14 protein-coding genes are annotated in these 15,758 nt (G+C 65.9%); 2 read left to right on the forward strand and 12 right to left on the reverse strand.

Features of this window, described 5'->3' with window-relative positions; translation table 11 throughout:
- Positions 1–21 precede the first annotated feature (21 nt).
- The 5 genes from ACWA1Q_RS08220 to rplU all read right to left on the reverse strand — a co-directional run bounded on the left by ACWA1Q_RS08220 (position 22) and on the right by rplU (position 4,386).
- Entirely contained in the window at positions 22–1,320 is a 1,299-nt protein-coding gene (locus ACWA1Q_RS08220) for a glutamate-5-semialdehyde dehydrogenase (protein ID WP_463756551.1), read from the reverse strand.
- A gap of 38 nt (positions 1,321–1,358) precedes the next feature.
- Entirely contained in the window at positions 1,359–2,147 is a 789-nt protein-coding gene (gene proB, locus ACWA1Q_RS08225) for a glutamate 5-kinase (RefSeq protein WP_463756553.1), read from the reverse strand.
- Positions 2,148–2,150: 3 nt separating this feature from the next.
- Positions 2,151–3,701 (reverse strand): GTPase ObgE, encoded by a 1,551-nt coding sequence (gene obgE, locus ACWA1Q_RS08230; RefSeq protein ID WP_463756554.1) that lies wholly within the window; start codon positions 3,699–3,701, stop codon positions 2,151–2,153.
- Between the two features lie 96 nt (positions 3,702–3,797).
- Positions 3,798–4,058: a 50S ribosomal protein L27 gene (rpmA, locus tag ACWA1Q_RS08235; RefSeq protein WP_121672712.1), complete on the reverse strand. Its 261-nt coding sequence runs from the start codon at positions 4,056–4,058 to the stop codon at positions 3,798–3,800.
- Between the two features lie 19 nt (positions 4,059–4,077).
- Entirely contained in the window at positions 4,078–4,386 is a 309-nt protein-coding gene (gene rplU / locus ACWA1Q_RS08240) for a 50S ribosomal protein L21 (protein WP_121672711.1), read from the reverse strand.
- A gap of 221 nt (positions 4,387–4,607) precedes the next feature.
- Here rplU and ACWA1Q_RS08245 point away from each other — a divergent pair, with 221 nt between their 5' ends.
- Positions 4,608–4,910 carry a DUF4031 domain-containing protein gene (locus tag ACWA1Q_RS08245; RefSeq protein ID WP_463756555.1) on the forward strand — a complete coding sequence of 101 codons (303 nt, stop codon included), beginning with the start codon at positions 4,608–4,610 and terminating at the stop codon, positions 4,908–4,910.
- 5 nt (positions 4,911–4,915) lie between these two features.
- On the opposite strand, the gene ACWA1Q_RS08250 is transcribed toward ACWA1Q_RS08245, so the two are convergent.
- Positions 4,916–7,477, reverse strand: a complete 2,562-nt coding sequence (locus tag ACWA1Q_RS08250; RefSeq protein ID WP_463756557.1) for an Rne/Rng family ribonuclease — start codon at positions 7,475–7,477, stop codon at positions 4,916–4,918.
- 338 nt (positions 7,478–7,815) lie between these two features.
- Here ACWA1Q_RS08250 and ACWA1Q_RS08255 point away from each other — a divergent pair, with 338 nt between their 5' ends.
- Complete coding sequence (locus ACWA1Q_RS08255; RefSeq protein WP_463756558.1) at positions 7,816–8,415, forward strand: vitamin K epoxide reductase family protein; 600 nt, start codon at positions 7,816–7,818, stop codon at positions 8,413–8,415.
- 146 nt (positions 8,416–8,561) lie between these two features.
- On the opposite strand, the gene ndk is transcribed toward ACWA1Q_RS08255, so the two are convergent.
- From ndk to ACWA1Q_RS08285, 6 genes are all read right to left on the reverse strand, one after another.
- Positions 8,562–8,975: a nucleoside-diphosphate kinase gene (gene ndk / locus ACWA1Q_RS08260; RefSeq protein WP_463756559.1), complete on the reverse strand. Its 414-nt coding sequence runs from the start codon at positions 8,973–8,975 to the stop codon at positions 8,562–8,564.
- A 3-nt stretch (positions 8,976–8,978) separates the two neighbouring features.
- The gene (locus ACWA1Q_RS08265) at positions 8,979–9,338 is read right to left on the reverse strand and encodes a DUF4233 domain-containing protein (protein ID WP_463760817.1); all 360 of its coding nucleotides are present in this window, start codon (positions 9,336–9,338) and stop codon (positions 8,979–8,981) included.
- Positions 9,335–10,705 (reverse strand): bifunctional folylpolyglutamate synthase/dihydrofolate synthase, encoded by a 1,371-nt coding sequence (locus ACWA1Q_RS08270; RefSeq protein ID WP_463756561.1) that lies wholly within the window; start codon positions 10,703–10,705, stop codon positions 9,335–9,337. The genes ACWA1Q_RS08265 and ACWA1Q_RS08270 overlap by 4 nt, the downstream gene beginning before the upstream one ends.
- On the reverse strand, positions 10,698–14,105 hold the full coding sequence (ileS, locus tag ACWA1Q_RS08275; RefSeq protein WP_463756562.1) for an isoleucine--tRNA ligase: 3,408 nt from the start codon (positions 14,103–14,105) through the stop codon (positions 10,698–10,700). The genes ACWA1Q_RS08270 and ileS overlap by 8 nt, the downstream gene beginning before the upstream one ends.
- Positions 14,106–14,395: 290 nt before the next feature.
- Entirely contained in the window at positions 14,396–15,394 is a 999-nt protein-coding gene (locus ACWA1Q_RS08280; RefSeq protein WP_463756564.1) for a DUF1648 domain-containing protein, read from the reverse strand.
- Entirely contained in the window at positions 15,391–15,744 is a 354-nt protein-coding gene (locus ACWA1Q_RS08285; RefSeq protein ID WP_463756565.1) for a GntR family transcriptional regulator, read from the reverse strand. The genes ACWA1Q_RS08280 and ACWA1Q_RS08285 overlap by 4 nt, the downstream gene beginning before the upstream one ends.
- Positions 15,745–15,758: the final 14 nt, after the last annotated feature.

A 15,758-nucleotide genomic window follows, 5' to 3' on the forward strand; every position in this document is an offset into this window, starting at 1 on the left:
GCGCCTGAACCAGTCTACCGACTAACCCCGCACCTGCCCGGTACCTCGCACGATCCACTTCGTACTGGTAAGTTCTGTAACCCCCATCGGGCCCCGCGCGTGAAGCTTCTGGGTCGAGATGCCTACCTCGGCGCCGAACCCGAACTCACCACCATCGGTGAACCGCGTGGACGCGTTCACCTTCACGACGGCAGAGTCCACCTCGGCGAGGAACCGCTCGGAGGCGGCCACGTCCTCGGTGACAATCGATTCGGTGTGACCGGTGGAATAACGGCGGATGTGATCGAGCGCGTCATCGAGGCCGTCGACGACGCGCACAGCGACGTCGAGGCTCATGTACTCGGTCGACCAGTCCTCCTCGGTCGCAGCGACGACGTCGGGGAACAACCCCGCGACGGCCTCATCGGCGTGGATGGTCACACCGGATGCCACCAGTCGCGACAGCACGGACGGCAGCAGCCGTTCCGCGGCAGCTCGGTGCACGAGCACCGTCTCGACCGCGTTGCACACACTGGGTCGCTGCACCTTGGCGTTGTGCACGATCTCGGTCGCCCAGTCGGCGCGTGCGGTCTCGTCGAGGTAGATGTGGACGACGCCCGCACCTGTCTCGATCACCGGCACCCGCGATTCGGTGACGACGGCCTGGATGAGTGACGCACTCCCCCGCGGCACGAGCACGTCGACAAGGCCGCGCGCCTGCATCAGCTCCGTCGCCCCGGCACGGCCGAAGTCGTCGACCGTCTGCACGGCGTCGGCGGGGAGCCCGACCGAGGTGAGGGCATCCCGGATCACGGCGATCAGGACCCGGTTGGTATTCTCGGCCGCTGTTCCTCCGCGCAGGGCGACGGCGTTGCCGCTCTTGAGCGCGAGGGCGGCGATGTCGATCGTGACGTTGGGGCGTGCCTCGTAGATCGCGCCGACGACGCCGAACGGGACCCGGACCTGGTCGATCTTGACGCCGTTCGGCAACTTCGATCCGCGCAGGGTCTGGCCGATCGGGTCGGTCAGCGCGGCGATCTCGCGCACGGCGGAGGCGAGGCCGGCGATCCTGGTCTCGTCCAGCCGGAGTCGGTCGAGCAGCCCGGTCGCGAGCCCGGCTGTGCGGCCGTTCTCAAGGTCTGTGGCGTTCGCGGCGAGCACGCGCTCCGAGGCGGAAACCACACCGACGGCCAGCGCCTCGAGGGCGACGTTCTTCACATCCCCGTTCGCGGTGGCGAGGGCACGGGATGCCACCCGCGCGCGTTCCAGCCGGGAGGTCACGTTGTCGCCCGAGACGGCGTCGTTCGCGGGCACGGCAACGGTCGGGATGATTGTGGTCATACCCCGATTTTAGCCGGTCGTGGACTGTGCCAGGGCCGTCAGCGTCTCGGCGTCGGCTCGAACCAGGTTCCGATGTCGGCGCCGCTCAGTGCTTCCTGCACCCGGCTCGTCGACGTGACGAGCACGCCGGCTCCCGCTTCAGCGGCAAGCCGGGCGGCTGACGCCTTGGTTGCCGCTCCCCCGGTACCAACGCCGGCAGCGCCAATGTCTCCGAAGGTGACACCGGCCAGCGGGTCCCCCGCCGCGACGGTCGAAATCATCTCGGCTCCGGGCTCGGATGGCGGACGTGTGTAGAGCGCTTCGACGTCGCTGAGCAGCACGAGCGCATCCGCCTCGACGAGGATCGACACGAGGGCGGCGAGCCGGTCGTTGTCGCCGAATCGGATCTCGTGGGTCGCGACGGTGTCGTTCTCGTTGACGATCGGAAGGATGCGCAGGGCAAGCAGTCGTTCCATCGCCCGCTGTGCGTTGCTGCGGTGCGACGGGATCTCGAGGTCGCTCGCGGTCAGGAGCACCTGGCCCGCGACGATGTCGTACCTGTCGAGGCTGTCCTGGTAGCGGTAGATGAGAACGTTCTGCCCGACGGCGGCGGCTGCCTGCTGCGTCGCGAGGTCCGTCGGCCGTGAGGTCAACTCGAGGAACGGCATCCCGATCGCGATGGCCCCGCTCGACACGAGAATAATCTCCGTGCCGCGGCCATGGGCTTCGGCGAGGGCGTCGACGAGGTGCGCGATCTGCCCCGCATTCTTGCCGCTGATCGACGACGAACCGACCTTGACGACCACACGGCGTGCAGAACGGATGCCGTCACGGCCGGTTATCGCCATCGCCTACTTGTCCTCGTCCGCGCCTGCTGCAGCAGCCTGCTCGTCGGCCTCGTACTGGTCGCGCCACATACCGGCCTCGCGCTCACGCACGAGTTCGGCACGAGCTTCGGTCTTCGCGTCCATGCGCTCGAAGTACTCTTCACGGCGCTGGTTACGGGTCGGCCGGTTGTTGGCGTCGAGTCGGGCGTCAAGACCACGCGGGGTGGTGATGAGCTCGGCCGATGAGGTGAGCGTGGGCTCCCAGTCGAAGACAACGCCGTTGTCGCGGCCGATGATGACCGTGGATCCGCCGACGGCACCCGCCTTGAACAGTCCGTCTTCGACGCCGAGCTTGGCAAGCCTGTCGGCGAGGAAGCCGATGGCCTCTTCGTTGGTGAAGTCGGTCTGCTGAACCCAGCGCTCGGGCTTGGCACCCATGACGCGGTAGATGTTTCCGAAGCTGCCGCCCTCGACGAGAACGGTGAACTTGGATTCGTCGACGGGCTTCGGGCGGATGACGATGCGCGGCCTCTCAGCTGCTTCGATCCGGCGGGCCTCACGCTCGGTGGCGACGAGGTCGCCCAGGGCGTAGGAGAGCTGGCGCATGCCTTCGTGGCTGACCGTGGAGATCTCGAACACGCGGTAGCCGCGCGCTTCGAGCTCGGGCTTCACCATGTCGGCGAGGTCACGTGCTTCGGGAACGTCGATCTTGTTGAGCGCGATGAACTGCGGGCGCTCGAGCAGCGGCAGCTGCCCTTCGGGAACGGGGTACGCGCCGAGCTCACCGAGGATGATGTCGAGGTCGCTGAGCGGGTCGCGACCCGGCTCGAGCGTCGCGCAGTCGAGAACGTGCACGAGCGCCGAGCAACGCTCGACGTGGCGGAGGAACTCGAGACCGAGTCCCTTGCCCTCACTGGCGCCCTCGATGAGTCCCGGAACGTCGGCGACCGTGTACCGGTTGTCGCCGGCCTGCACGACACCGAGGTTCGGGTGCAGCGTGGTGAACGGGTAGTCGGCGATCTTCGGCTTCGCTGCGGACATCGCGGCGATGAGGCTCGACTTGCCCGCTGACGGGTAACCGACGAGGGCAACGTCTGCGACGACCTTGAGCTCGAGGGTGACGGAGCCTTCCCAGCCGAGCGTTCCGAGCAGCGCGAATCCCGGTGCCTTGCGCTTGGTGCTGGACAGGGCAGCGTTGCCCAGTCCGCCCTGGCCACCCTGGGCAACGACGAAGCGCATTCCGGGTTCGTTGAAGTCGACCAGCTCGGTGCCGTCCGGGTCCTTGACCACGGTGCCGACGGGTACGGGGAGTTCGAGTTCTTCACCGGTGGTTCCGCTGCGGTGGTCGCCCATACCCGGGCCACCGTTCTGCGAGCTGCGGTGGGGCGAGCGGTGGTAGTTGAGGAGCGTAGTGACCTGTGCGTCGGAGACGAGGACGATGTCGCCACCGTTGCCGCCGTTTCCGCCATCGGGTCCAGCGAGCGGCTTGAATTTCTCGCGGCGCACCGAAACACATCCGTTACCGCCGTTTCCAGCACGCAGGTGCAATGTCACCTGATCGACGAATGTGGCCACGAGAGCCCTCCAATTACCTTGTACTTCATGAAAATCGCTGTATAAACAACTCAGGGACGAGCCGAAGCTCGCCCCTGAGATGAAACCAACGGATGCCTATTCGGCGGCTGCCGTCACAATGTTGATGACCTTGCGGCCGCCCTTTGCACCGAACTCAACCGAACCGGCCGAGAGAGCGAAGAGAGTGTCATCTCCACCGCGTCCGACGTTGACGCCGGGGTGGAAGTGGGTGCCGCGCTGGCGGACGATGATCTCGCCAGCAGAGACGACCTGACCACCGAAGCGCTTCACGCCGAGGCGCTGTGCGTTCGAGTCACGACCGTTGCGAGTGGAACTCGCGCCCTTTTTGTGTGCCATGTCTGTTCTCCCTCAGGCTTTACTTGATGCCGGTGATCTTGACGCGCGTGAGCTCCTGACGGTGCCCCTGACGCTTCTTGTAACCGGTCTTGTTCTTGAACTTCTGGATGTGGATCTTGGGGCCGCGGAGGTTCTCCAGGAACTCAGCGGTGACCTTGACCTTGGCAAGAGCGTCCTGGTCGGTGGTGATGTTGTCACCGTCGACGAGCAGAACAGCGGCCAGTTCGACCTTGCCGTTCTTGATGTTCTTGACCCGGTCCATCGTCACGATGGTGCCGACCTCGACCTTTTCCTGCCGACCACCGGCGCGCACTACTGCGTAAACCACTTCTCGTACCTACTTCTCTGGGGAGCTCATTCGCTCCGAGCTCAATCTGTCAAAGGAAAATTCACTGTGCGGTAGACCCCAGCGGGAAGGGAGGTCAAGCTGACAGAAAACCATGGGCAAACGGGTGATAAGCCAACGTGCACCAACAGGAAACTTTACTTCATCGCACCCAATCCCACAAATGCAACGGATGCCGTGTCGCGGCTTCCTAGAATTCTCCCATGGCCATCCTCATCGATCCTCCGCGCTGGCCTGCCCACGACACGCTCTGGAGTCACCTGATCAGTGACGTGTCGCTCGATGAACTCCACCGCTTCGCGGCCGGAAACGAGATCCCACGACGCAGCTTCGACCTCGACCACTACGACGTTCCGGCTTCACGCTACGACGATCTCGTCGCCACCGGAGCGGTGCCCGTGAACGGACATGAGCTCGTTCGCCGGCTGATCGGCAGCGGGCTCAGAATCACCGCCCGCGAACGTGCAGAACGGCGACTGCCCCACGGGGACAGCCGCCGTTCCTAGACGTTCTACTCGCTCTGCGCGGTAGCGGGGTCAGCCTCGTGCGCGACCGGGGTGCCGGTGAGGGCTGCGGTCGTCACACGGCGGCGACGGGCACGGCCCTTTCCTGGCTCCTTCGGCTCCGGCAGTGCGTCGAGCACGGAACCGAGCAGATCCTCGGCGGCGCGAGCGTCGACCCGGTGCTGCTGGCGAGCGGGCTCGATCGGGATGTCGAGGATGGCGAGAGACGGAGCGTCGGCCGTTACGGGAGCCTGTGCAGCCTCAACGGGCTCTGCCACTGGTGTCTGCTCAGCTTCCTGCTGCTGCTTCTGCCCGCGTCCACGGCCGTTCCTGCGCTCGTTCCGCTCGCTGCGTGACTCGTTGCGTGACTCGTTCCGCTCGCCGCGAGGCTCGTTGCGCGACTCGTTCCGCTCGCCGCGAGGCTCGTTGCGCTGCTCGGTACGGTCGCCACGCTGCTCGTTACGGTCACCGCGCGGTTCGTTGCGCTCACTGCGCTGGTCGTTCCGCTCGGTGCGGGGTTCGTTCCGTCGCTCCTGCGCCTCGGCTGCCGGCGCTTCTACGGCGGCTTCCTCGTCGGTGTGGTGCGCGATGGTCGATGCCGCGATCTTCGCGAGGGCATTCTTCGCGTCGTCGGTGATGGCGTGTGTCGCAGCCTTCGGCGCGGAGCTGCCGTTGCCGCCACTGTTGCCGTTCCCGTTTCCGCCGGAGTTGCGGTCGTTGCTACCGTTCGAGCCTTTGCCCCGGCGTTTGGTCTCCGGCTGCGGGCTCTGGCGGTGCTTGACGATCGGGTCGTGGTGAACGACCACGCCGCGACCGGCACAGACGTCACATGGCTCACTGAACGACTCGAGCAGGCCGAGGCCGAGCTTCTTTCGGGTCATCTGAACCAGTCCGAGCGACGTGACCTCGGCGACCTGGTGCTTGGTCCGGTCACGGCTGAGACATTCGATCAGACGGCGGAGCACGAGGTCACGGTTGGACTCGAGGACCATGTCGATGAAGTCGACGACGATGATGCCGCCGATGTCACGGAGCCGGAGCTGGCGAACGATCTCTTCGGCGGATTCGAGGTTGTTCTTCGTGACGGTCTCTTCGAGGTTTCCACCCGAACCGACGAACTTGCCGGTGTTGACGTCGACGACGGTCATCGCCTCGGTGCGGTCGATCACGAGCGAGCCACCGGACGGGAGCCAGACCTTGCGGTCGAGCGCCTTCTCGATCTGCTCGGTGATCCGGTACTCGTCGAAGGCATCCTTGGTTCCCTCGTAGCGCTCGACGCGCTCGAGGAGATCCGGTGCGACACCGCGGAGGTAGCTTTCGATGACTTCCTGGGCGTCGTCACCGGCGATGAGCATCTTCTGGAAGTCCTCGTTGAAGACATCCCGGACGATCTTGATGAGCAGGTCGGGCTCCGAGTGCAGCAGTGCCGGGGCCTGGACGCTCTCGACCTGGCGGGAGATCTCTGCCCACTGGCTGATGAGACGGTTCACGTCGAGCGTGAGCTGCTCTTCGGTTGCACCCTCGGCAGCCGTGCGCACAATGACGCCGACGTTGTCGGGGAGAACATCCTTGAGGATCTTCTTCAGGCGGGCACGCTCGGTGTCCGGGAGCTTGCGGGAGATACCGTTCATCGATCCGTTGGGAACGTAGACGAGGTAGCGACCCGGGAGAGAGACCTGGCTCGTGAGTCGTGCGCCCTTGTGACCGATCGGGTCCTTGGTGACCTGCACGAGTACGCGGTCGCCCGGCTTGAGCGCCAGTTCGATCCGGCGCGGCTGGTTGCCGGTTTCCGCGGCATCCCAGTCGACCTCGCCGGAGTAGAGAACGGCGTTGCGGCCACGGCCGATGTCGACGAACGCGGCTTCCATGCTCGGCAGCACGTTCTGTACCCGGCCGAGGTACACGTTGCCGATGAGCGACGCTTCCTGGTTGCGGGCGACGTAGTGCTCGACGAGAACGCCGTCCTCGAGGACACCGATCTGGATGCGGCCGTTCTTCGAGCGGACGACCATCTTGCGGTCGACGGACTCGCGGCGCGCCAGGAACTCGGCCTCGGTGACGACGGGACGACGACGGCCGGCGTCACGACCGTCACGGCGGCGCTGCTTCTTGGCCTCGAGGCGAGTCGACCCCTTGATGCGCTGCGGCTCGGTGATCTGCTCGACCTCGCGCGGTTCGCGGGGCTGGCGCACCTTGACGACGGTGTTGGCCGGGTCGTTCTGGCCACCTCTCCTGTCGTCGTTCGAACGGCGGCGTGCACGACGGCGAACGGTGGACTGTTCGTCGTCATCGTCGTCATCGTCGTCGAAGTCGTCACTGGGGCGGGGCGGCAACGGTTTGACGTCTGGCGCCTGGAAGAACAACGCGGTCGTCGGTGCACCGGTGAAAACGGGCGCTGCTGGCACCGACGGTGCCGTGGCATCCGCCGTTGCGCTTTCAGCGCTCTCGGACGACTCTGTCGTCTCTTCCTGCGGCTCGGTTGCCTGGGCGCCGTCGTTCAGTGCCGCTGTCTCCTCCGCGTGTGCGTCGGTCGGCTGGTCGAGTGTGCTGTCTGAATTTTTATTCACCATTACTGGTGGACTCCTCATCCGGCGGGGCGAACCGCGCCGCCCTTACGGGAAATATCGAGCGGTGGGCCGCTTGCGCGTTCCCCCCGCAAATTCTGTCTGCGTGGTGCCGGCCCTCTGGCTCTAGCCCCACACCTTCTCTGTCGGTCGTGCTGACCGACGAAACTTCTTCCGTCGAACACCGGGTCCTGATCGTTTCGTTACGACCGCTGACCCGATAAGCCTTTCGTTGTACGGGTCCAGGGCGCGGCCCTGTCCTCGTCCTGTCATTATCGCACGGACCGGCCACTCCCCGTGCGCTCGACGCGAGCGATCCGTAACCCCGTGGCATAATCCGAGGGGTGAGCCAGCCCGAGATTTCCCGCCGTCCGGTCGGCTTCGCGCTCTTTCTTCTCGTCGCCGGAACGATCGGCTGGATCGCCGCCTTCGCGCTGACCATGGAGAAGTTCGTCTCCCTCGAGTCCCCCGGTGCGGCGCTCTCGTGCGACTACAGCGTGCTGGTCCAGTGCGCAGCGAACCTCTCGTCGTGGCAGGGAGCTGTGTTCGGGTTCCCGAATCCGGTCCTCGGTCTATCCGGGTGGGTCGCGCCGATCATGGTCGGAGGAGCACTCCTGGCTGGCGCACGCTTCGACCGGTGGTTCCTGCTGCTGTTCCAGCTCGGCGTGACCGCTGCCTTCGCGTTCGTGCTCTGGCTCATCTCGCAGAGCATCTTCGTGCTCGGCACCCTTTGCCCGTGGTGCATGGTCACGTGGGCTGTGACGATTCCCCTGTTCTGGGCGGTCACCCTCAGGAACCTGGCCCACGGAATCCTGCCGGCGCCGCGGAGCATCCGTTCAGCCGCTCGCGTCCTCTCCGGCTGGATCGTCGTGCTGACGTTCGGCTGCTACGTCGTCATCGCCGTGCTCGCCCAGCTGCGGCTCGACGTGCTCGCAACGCTCTGACCATCCGTTCGAGGGACGCAAACTGCTCCCATTCCGGCGGAGAACAGCGGTTTGCGTCCCTTGAAACGCGAAAACCGGCGGATGAACGCGAAAACGGCGGCACCCCGAGAAACTCAGGATGCCGCCGCGAGCGAAATGCAGACGGGTTACGCGAACCAGAGCGCGAGTTCGCGCGCTGCGGACTCGGGGCTGTCTGAGCCGTGAACGAGGTTCTGCTGAACCTTGAGGCCCCAGTCGCGGCCGAAGTCGCCACGGATCGTGCCGGGCGCGGCGAGGGTCGGGTCCGTGGTGCCTGACAGCATCCGGAATCCTTCGATCACGCGGTCACCGGCGACGCGGATGGCGACGATCGGGCCGGAGAGCATGAACTCGACGAGGGGCTCGTAGAACGGCTTGCCCTCGTGCTCGGCGTAGTGCTCGGCGAGGATGTCACGCTCGGGCTGGACCATGCGGATGTCGACGAGCGAGTATCCCTTGGCCTCGATCCGGCGGAGGATCTCCCCGGTCAGGCTGCGTGCGACGCCATCGGGCTTGATCAGGACGAGTGTTTCTTCAACCATGTTCTAACTTTCCATTCCCTGTGCGGCAGATTTCTGGCGATCGATGCGACCGCCGACGACCATGCTGTACACCCACATGCCCGCGAAGACGAGTCCGACGATCCACATCGCCGGCACGAAGATGCCCGTGGCAACGATAACGCCTTGCAGCACCCAGCCGACGACGAACGCCCAGTCGTAACGGAGCAGGGCCAGCGTCGCGACGATCGCGAGACAGATGACGCCGCCGCCGATGAGCGCAACCGGGCCGGGCTGCACCTTGAGTCCCCAGGCCACGAGCGCAGCGAGGAAGACGACGATGAGTTCGAAGGCGAGGACGATCGAGGCGAGCGACTGGCGGACCCCGCGATTGCCGCCCCTCATTTCTTCCACCCGTTCTCTTCAGCCATCACGACGACTTCGCCGGCAAGAACGACGGATCCGGTGACGACGACGAGCCGTGACTCGCCCTCGTTTGCCCACTCCCGCGCTTCGAAGACGGCGTCCTCGATGCTGTCGAAGCTGTGCACGAGGCGCGGGTCGATTGTCGCGCGGGCGCGGTCGGTGAGTTCGTCGACCGGGACGGAGCGCGTCGATGTGGAGGCGGTGAGGTGGATGCGCGCTGCGAGCGGTGCGAGGACCTCGAGGATTCCCTCGGCATCCTTGTCACCGAGAACCCCGAGCACGAACACGATCTCGCGGAAGTCGAAGTACTTGCCGAGGGCTGCTTCGAGGGAGCGAGCACCGTGCGGGTTGTGGGCGGCGTCCACGAGCACCGTCGGCTCGATGCCGACGAGCTGCAGTCGGCCCGGTGACTCCACCTCGGTGAGGCCTTCGGTGAGCGGATCGGTCGAGAGGCGCTGCATCCCGTTGCCGAGGAAGGTCTCGACCGTCGCAACGGCGACGGCGGCGTTCTGCCCCTGGTGGTCGCCGTAGAGCGGTAGGTAGAGATCGGTGTACTCGCCGGCGCGGCCGCGGACGCTGATCACCTGGCCGCCGACCGCGACCACATCGCTCGTGAGGGCGAAGTCGACATCCTGAATCACCATGGGTGCTTCGGACAGCTCGGCGGCGTTTTTCAGTTGCGCCATGGCATCCGGATGTTGCGCCGCCGTCACGACCGTGGCCGCCGGCTTGATGATCCCCGATTTGGTGCGGGCGATCTCGGCGATGGTCGTACCGAGCCGGTTGGTGTGGTCGAGGTCGATCGGCGTGAACACGGCGATTGCAGCGTCGGCGACATTGGTGGAATCCCACTCGCCGCCCATACCCACTTCGACGACGGCCACGTCGACCGGGGCGTCGGCGAACACGGCGAAACCGAGGACGGTGAGCACCTCGAAGAAGGTCAGCGTCGGCTCACCGGCCTCCTCGAGCTCCAGATCCACCATGTTGAGGTAGGGCTGGATGTCTTCCCAGTTCCGCACGAGGGTCTCATTGGAGATCGGTTCGCCATCGACGACGATCCGCTCGTTGAACGAGACCAGGTGAGGGCTCGTGAACAGGCCTGTGCGGAGTCCGTAGCCCCGGAGGATTCCCTCGATCATCCTGCTGGTGCTGGTCTTGCCGTTGGTGCCGGCGAGCTGGATGATCGGGTACGCCCGCTGCGGGTCCCCCAGCAGATCGAGCGCACGCCGGGTCGGCTCGAGCCGCGGCTGTGGCGCCGCCTCCCCGGTGCGGGCCAGCAATGCTTCGTACACCGCACGGCCCTGCTCAGCGAATTCGTCGTAAATCTCGTCCCTGTCAGACATTGATGCTCCTGGTAGCGCGACGGACGGCCACGGTGAAGGCTCCGGCGTTGGCGAAAGCGTTTGGCTGGAACTCCTGGTAGAACTCCACGTCGCCGCCGAGCAGGCCGGGAAGCCATTCGGCGGGCGTGCCGACACGGGATGCCTCAGGCACCTCGTCGAGGACGTGGATGGAGGAGGTGGTCGCGAGGGTCTCGGCGGCGATGTCGACCTCGGTGACGAAGGAGATGGCATCCGCATCGCCCGGGTCGGCGAAGACGAGTCCGAGAGCGATCCGATCGCTCACGTCGAAGCCTGCCGCCTTGCGGGTGTCCTGGACCGAACGAACGACGTCGCGGGCGAGGCCCTCCGCTTCGAGTGCCGGGGTGGTCGCGGTGTCGAGCAGCACGAATCCGCCGCCAGCGAGGAGTGCGAGTGCGGAGTCGGTCGACGCGTCGGATGCAGTCTCGAGCACGAGGTCGTACTCCCCCGCCTCGAGCGCGATGCCGCCGGCGACGACGACGCCGTTCTCTTCGCTCCAGTCGCCGGAGCGAGCTGCCTTGATCGCGGTCTGCACGGTCTTGCCGAGGCGCGGGCCTGCCGCGCGGGCATTAACGGTGAGCCGAGAGGTGATGCCGTAGTCCGCGGCGCTCGATTCGGCGAACTGCACGAACCGGACTTCCTTGACGTTGAGTTCGTCGCGAAGGATGTCGGAGAACGGTTCGAGGATCGCCGGGTCCGGTGCGACGACGGTGAGACTCGCCAGCGGAAGGCGCACGCGTTTGCCCGCCTGCTTGCGCAGCGACAACACGGTCGAGCTGATCACGCGGATGGAGTCCATCGCGGTCACGAGAACGTCGTCCTCGGGCAGCTCGGCTGCGTCTGGCCAGTCGGCCAGGTGGATGCTGCGCCCTCCGGTGAGGTCCTTCCAGATTTTCTCGGAGACGAGCGGGAGAAGGGGCGCTGCGGCGCGCGTGAGCGTTTCGAGCACCGTGTAGAGAGTGTCGAACGCCTCGGTACCGCTGCCGTCGTCGGAGACGCCAACCCAGAACCGGTCGCGCGAGCGGCGAACGTACCAGTTGGTCAGGACGTCGGCGAAGTCGCGCAGGGTTGCCGCTGCGAGCGTGGAGTCGAGGTTGTCGAGGTGCGCGGTGACGTCGGTGAGCATGACCCGGCTCTTGGCGAGGATGTAGCGGTCGAGCACGTCAGACGAGTCGGTGCGGCGCTGTGCGTCGTATCCGCCCTCCCTGGCCGTGTTGGCGTACAGGCTGAAGAAGTACCACGTGTTCCAGAGCGGGAGCAGCATCTGCCGCACGCCCTCACGGATGCCCTCCTCAGTGACGACGAGGTTGCCGCCGCGAAGGACGGAACTCGACATGAGGAACCAGCGCATGGCATCCGACCCGTCGCGGTCGAAGACCTCGTTGACGTCGGGGTAGTTGCGGAGCGACTTCGACATCTTCTGGCCGTCGCTGCCGAGGACAATGCCGTGGCTGACCACGTTCTTGAACGCGGGGCGGTCGAACAGCGCGGTCGACAGCACGTGGAGGGTGTAGAACCAGCCACGGGTCTGGCCGATGTACTCGACGATGAAGTCGGCGGGGTTGTGCGAGTCGAACCACTCACGGTTCTCGAACGGGTAGTGCACCTGAGCGAAGGGCATCGACCCGGAGTCGAACCAGACGTCGAGCACGTCGGTGATGCGGCGCATCGTCGACTGCCCGGTCGGGTCATCGGGGTTTGGGCGTGTGAGCTCGTCGATGAACGGGCGGTGCAGGTCGGTCGGGCGAACACCGAAGTCCTGCTCGAGTTCGTCGAGAGACCCGTACACGTCGATGCGGGGGTACTCGGGGTTGTCGCTCTTCCAGACCGGGATCGGCGAACCCCAGTACCGGTTGCGGCTGATCGACCAGTCGCGGGCGTTGCCGATCCACTTGCCGAACTGGCCGTACTTGACGTTCTCGGGAACCCAGTTGATCTGCTCGTTGAGGTCGACCATGCGGTCGCGGAACTCGGGCACACGGATGAACCAGCTCGACACCGCCTTGTAGATGAGCGGGTTGCGGCAGCGCCAGCAGTGCGGGTACGAGTGCTCGTAGCTCGACTGGCGCAGCAGTCGGCCCTCGGCCTTGATGAGCTGGGTGAGCGGCTTGTTCGCGTCCGACCAGAGCTGGCCGGCGACGTCGGTCACCTCGGGCAGGAACTTCCCGCCGTCGTCGAGCGAGATGATGACCGGGATGCCTGCTGCCTCGCAGATCTTCTGGTCCTCCTCGCCGTATGCCGGCGACTGGTGGACGATACCGGTTCCGTCTTCGAGGGTGACGTAGTCGGCGACGAGGACCCGCCACGCGTTCTGCATCCCGTACTCCTCGACATCCGAGTAGTAGTCGAAGAGGCGGTCGTAGTTCACGTCCTGCAGCTCGGAGCCGATAACCGTGCGTGAGATCGCGGCGACGGCATCCGCTGCGGACTCGTAGCCGAGGTCCTTCGCGTAGTTGCCGACGAGGGCGGTGGCGAGCAGATATTCTCCGCCGAGCACCTCGGTGGTTCCGCCGGCGCTGTGTTTCTCACGCAGCACCGTGGCATCCGGTGTGCCGTTCGGGCCGGCGGGGAGAACCGCGTATTCGATCTCGGGGCCGACGGCGAGAGCGGCGTTGGTCGGGAGGGTCCACGGGGTGGTCGTCCACGCGAGGGCGCGCACTCCGGTGAGCCCGAGCGACTCGGCCTTCATGCCGACGAGCGGGAACGTCACGGTGACCGTCTGGTCCTGGCGCATCTTGTAGACATCGTCGTCCATGCGCAGTTCGTGGTTGGACAGCGGGGTCTGGTCGCGCCAGCAGTACGGCAGAACCCGGTAGCCCTCGTAGGCGAGACCCTTGTCGTGAAGCTGCTTGAACGCCCAGATGACGCTCTCCATGAAGGTGATGTCGAGCGTCTTGTAGTCGTTCTCGAAATCGACCCAGCGCGCCTGGCGCGTGACGTAGCGCTCCCAGTCCTCGGTGTACTTGAGGACGGCATCCCGGGCGGCGCCGTTGAACGCCGCGATGCCCATCTCTTCGATCTGGCTCTTGTCGGTGATGCCGAGCTGGCGTTCCGCTTCGAGCTCGGCGGGAAGGCCGTGGGTGTCCCAGCCGAAACGACGGTGGACCAGCTTGCCGCGCATGGTTTGATAGCGCGGGAACACGTCCTTGGCGTAGCCGGTGAGGAGGTGGCCGTAGTGCGGCAGGCCGTTCGCGAACGGAGGCCCGTCATAGAAGACCCACTCGTCGGCGCCTTCCCGCTGCGAGACGGATGCCTCGAAGGTCGCGTCGGTCTTCCAGAACTCGAGGATGTCCTTCTCGATGTCGGGGAAGCGGGGCGACGACGTGACGCCGAACGCGGCTCCGGTCTGGAGCGAGTCGTCGGATGACTTGGGGTAAGGCATTTTTCTCCCGGCAGGTTTTCGATGTTCACCTGCGAGGGCGGATCAGATCCGCGGTACCACCTCGCTTGCCGCACGTGTCGGCCGCTCGTTCATTGGCTGTGACGGGCCAGACCCGTCCGGTTCTACTGGGCGGCACAGGTTCGTGCCACTGTTCTTCCGGAAACTCCCCGGTGATGGCCGGTTCGCAGTCGTTGTCTCAAGGATAGCGGTTCACACGCCGCCCCGCCGCGAGTTGCCCGGTTTTGCGGGTTCTCATCGTTCGACACCCGCGAAAGCGGGCAACTCGCGGTTCAGGATGCCACGCGCGAGCGCACGGTCTGGAGCACAGCAGCGGCATTGTCGGCGTCGTCCACCGTCACGACGAGCCGGCGCCCGTCACGGCGGGTCACTTCGATCGCTGCACCCCGTCGCATGATGATGCCGGTGCGGCGCCCGGAACCCCAGCGCCAGCCCCAGCCGCCGAAGTCGGCTGTGGGATCGACCTCAATGACCCGGACCGCTGCGATGTTCGCCGCGGGGATGCTGACGCGGGGCCAGCCGAGTGCGCCTCGAACCGAGAACCCGCGGCGATCGGCGCGGACCCGCCAGAACGACATCCCGATCGATACCAGAACGACGAAGGCCGAGACCCAGGCGACGAAGGGAAGTCCGCCGTCCGTCGCGACCGAGGTGAGGATCGCCGTGCCGACACTGAGCGCGACGACGGCGCAGATGAGCACGACCACGGGACCGGACACGCGAACGGTTTGGGCCCAATACACACGCTCGGTCGGCGCGACGTCGAGAGGCTCGACCTCGGGCTCTGCGTCGAACCGCGACGGCACCGCCTTCGGCAGGAGGAACCAGACCACCACGGCGAGCAGGATCCCGCCCGCTGCGCCGAAAAGCATCGGCCCGCCGATGTTCGGGGCTTCGGATGCGTCGGGAAGACCCCGCTGCACCGCGAGAGATCCGATCGTTCCGACGGTCAGCAGAACGCTGAGGAAGTGCCGCGTGACGATGAGGAATTTGTCGTTGCTCGTGAGTCCTCCACGGCGTCTGGACTGGGCGAGCGGCACCTCCGTGAATAGGGTGAACACCACGGTGATCCCGAGCGGAATGAGGATGAGTGTCCAGGCGCTGCCGTACCCGTCGGCCCCATCACTCCCCCAGTGAATCGCGACCGGGTCCGGGAGGTCGGGCAGCCAGGAGATCCCGAGGGCGGCGCCGACGGCCGCGATAAGGATCGGGAGGAGTATTCCGAGAAGAAGTTGCCGGCGACGTCCGGTCGAGCGGGGTTCGGTGGTCATTTCTTGAAGGCCTCTCGGAGGAGTGAGCTGACGGTGTCCGGGTTGATATCGAGGGTCCGCGCCTGGTCGACGACGGTTTCGATGGCAGAGCTGAGTTGCGAGTACCGTTCGGCCCGGTCGGTGATGACGGCACCGCGGCCGCGGCGGAGGTCGACGAGACCCTCGTCGCGGAGCAGTTGGTAGGCACGAAGCACGGTGTGCACATTGAGTTCGAGCGAGTCGGCGAGTTCGCGGGCAGCGGGGAGTCGCTCCCCCGTTTTCACACCGCCGGCGATGGCGGCACCACGGATGCTCGCCGCAAGCTGATCGAACAGCGGTGTCGGCGACGACGGGTCGATTCGAAGGAGCATGTGTCGATTCTATA

Source organism: Mycetocola sp. TRD_SC_2 (assembly GCF_055361225.1).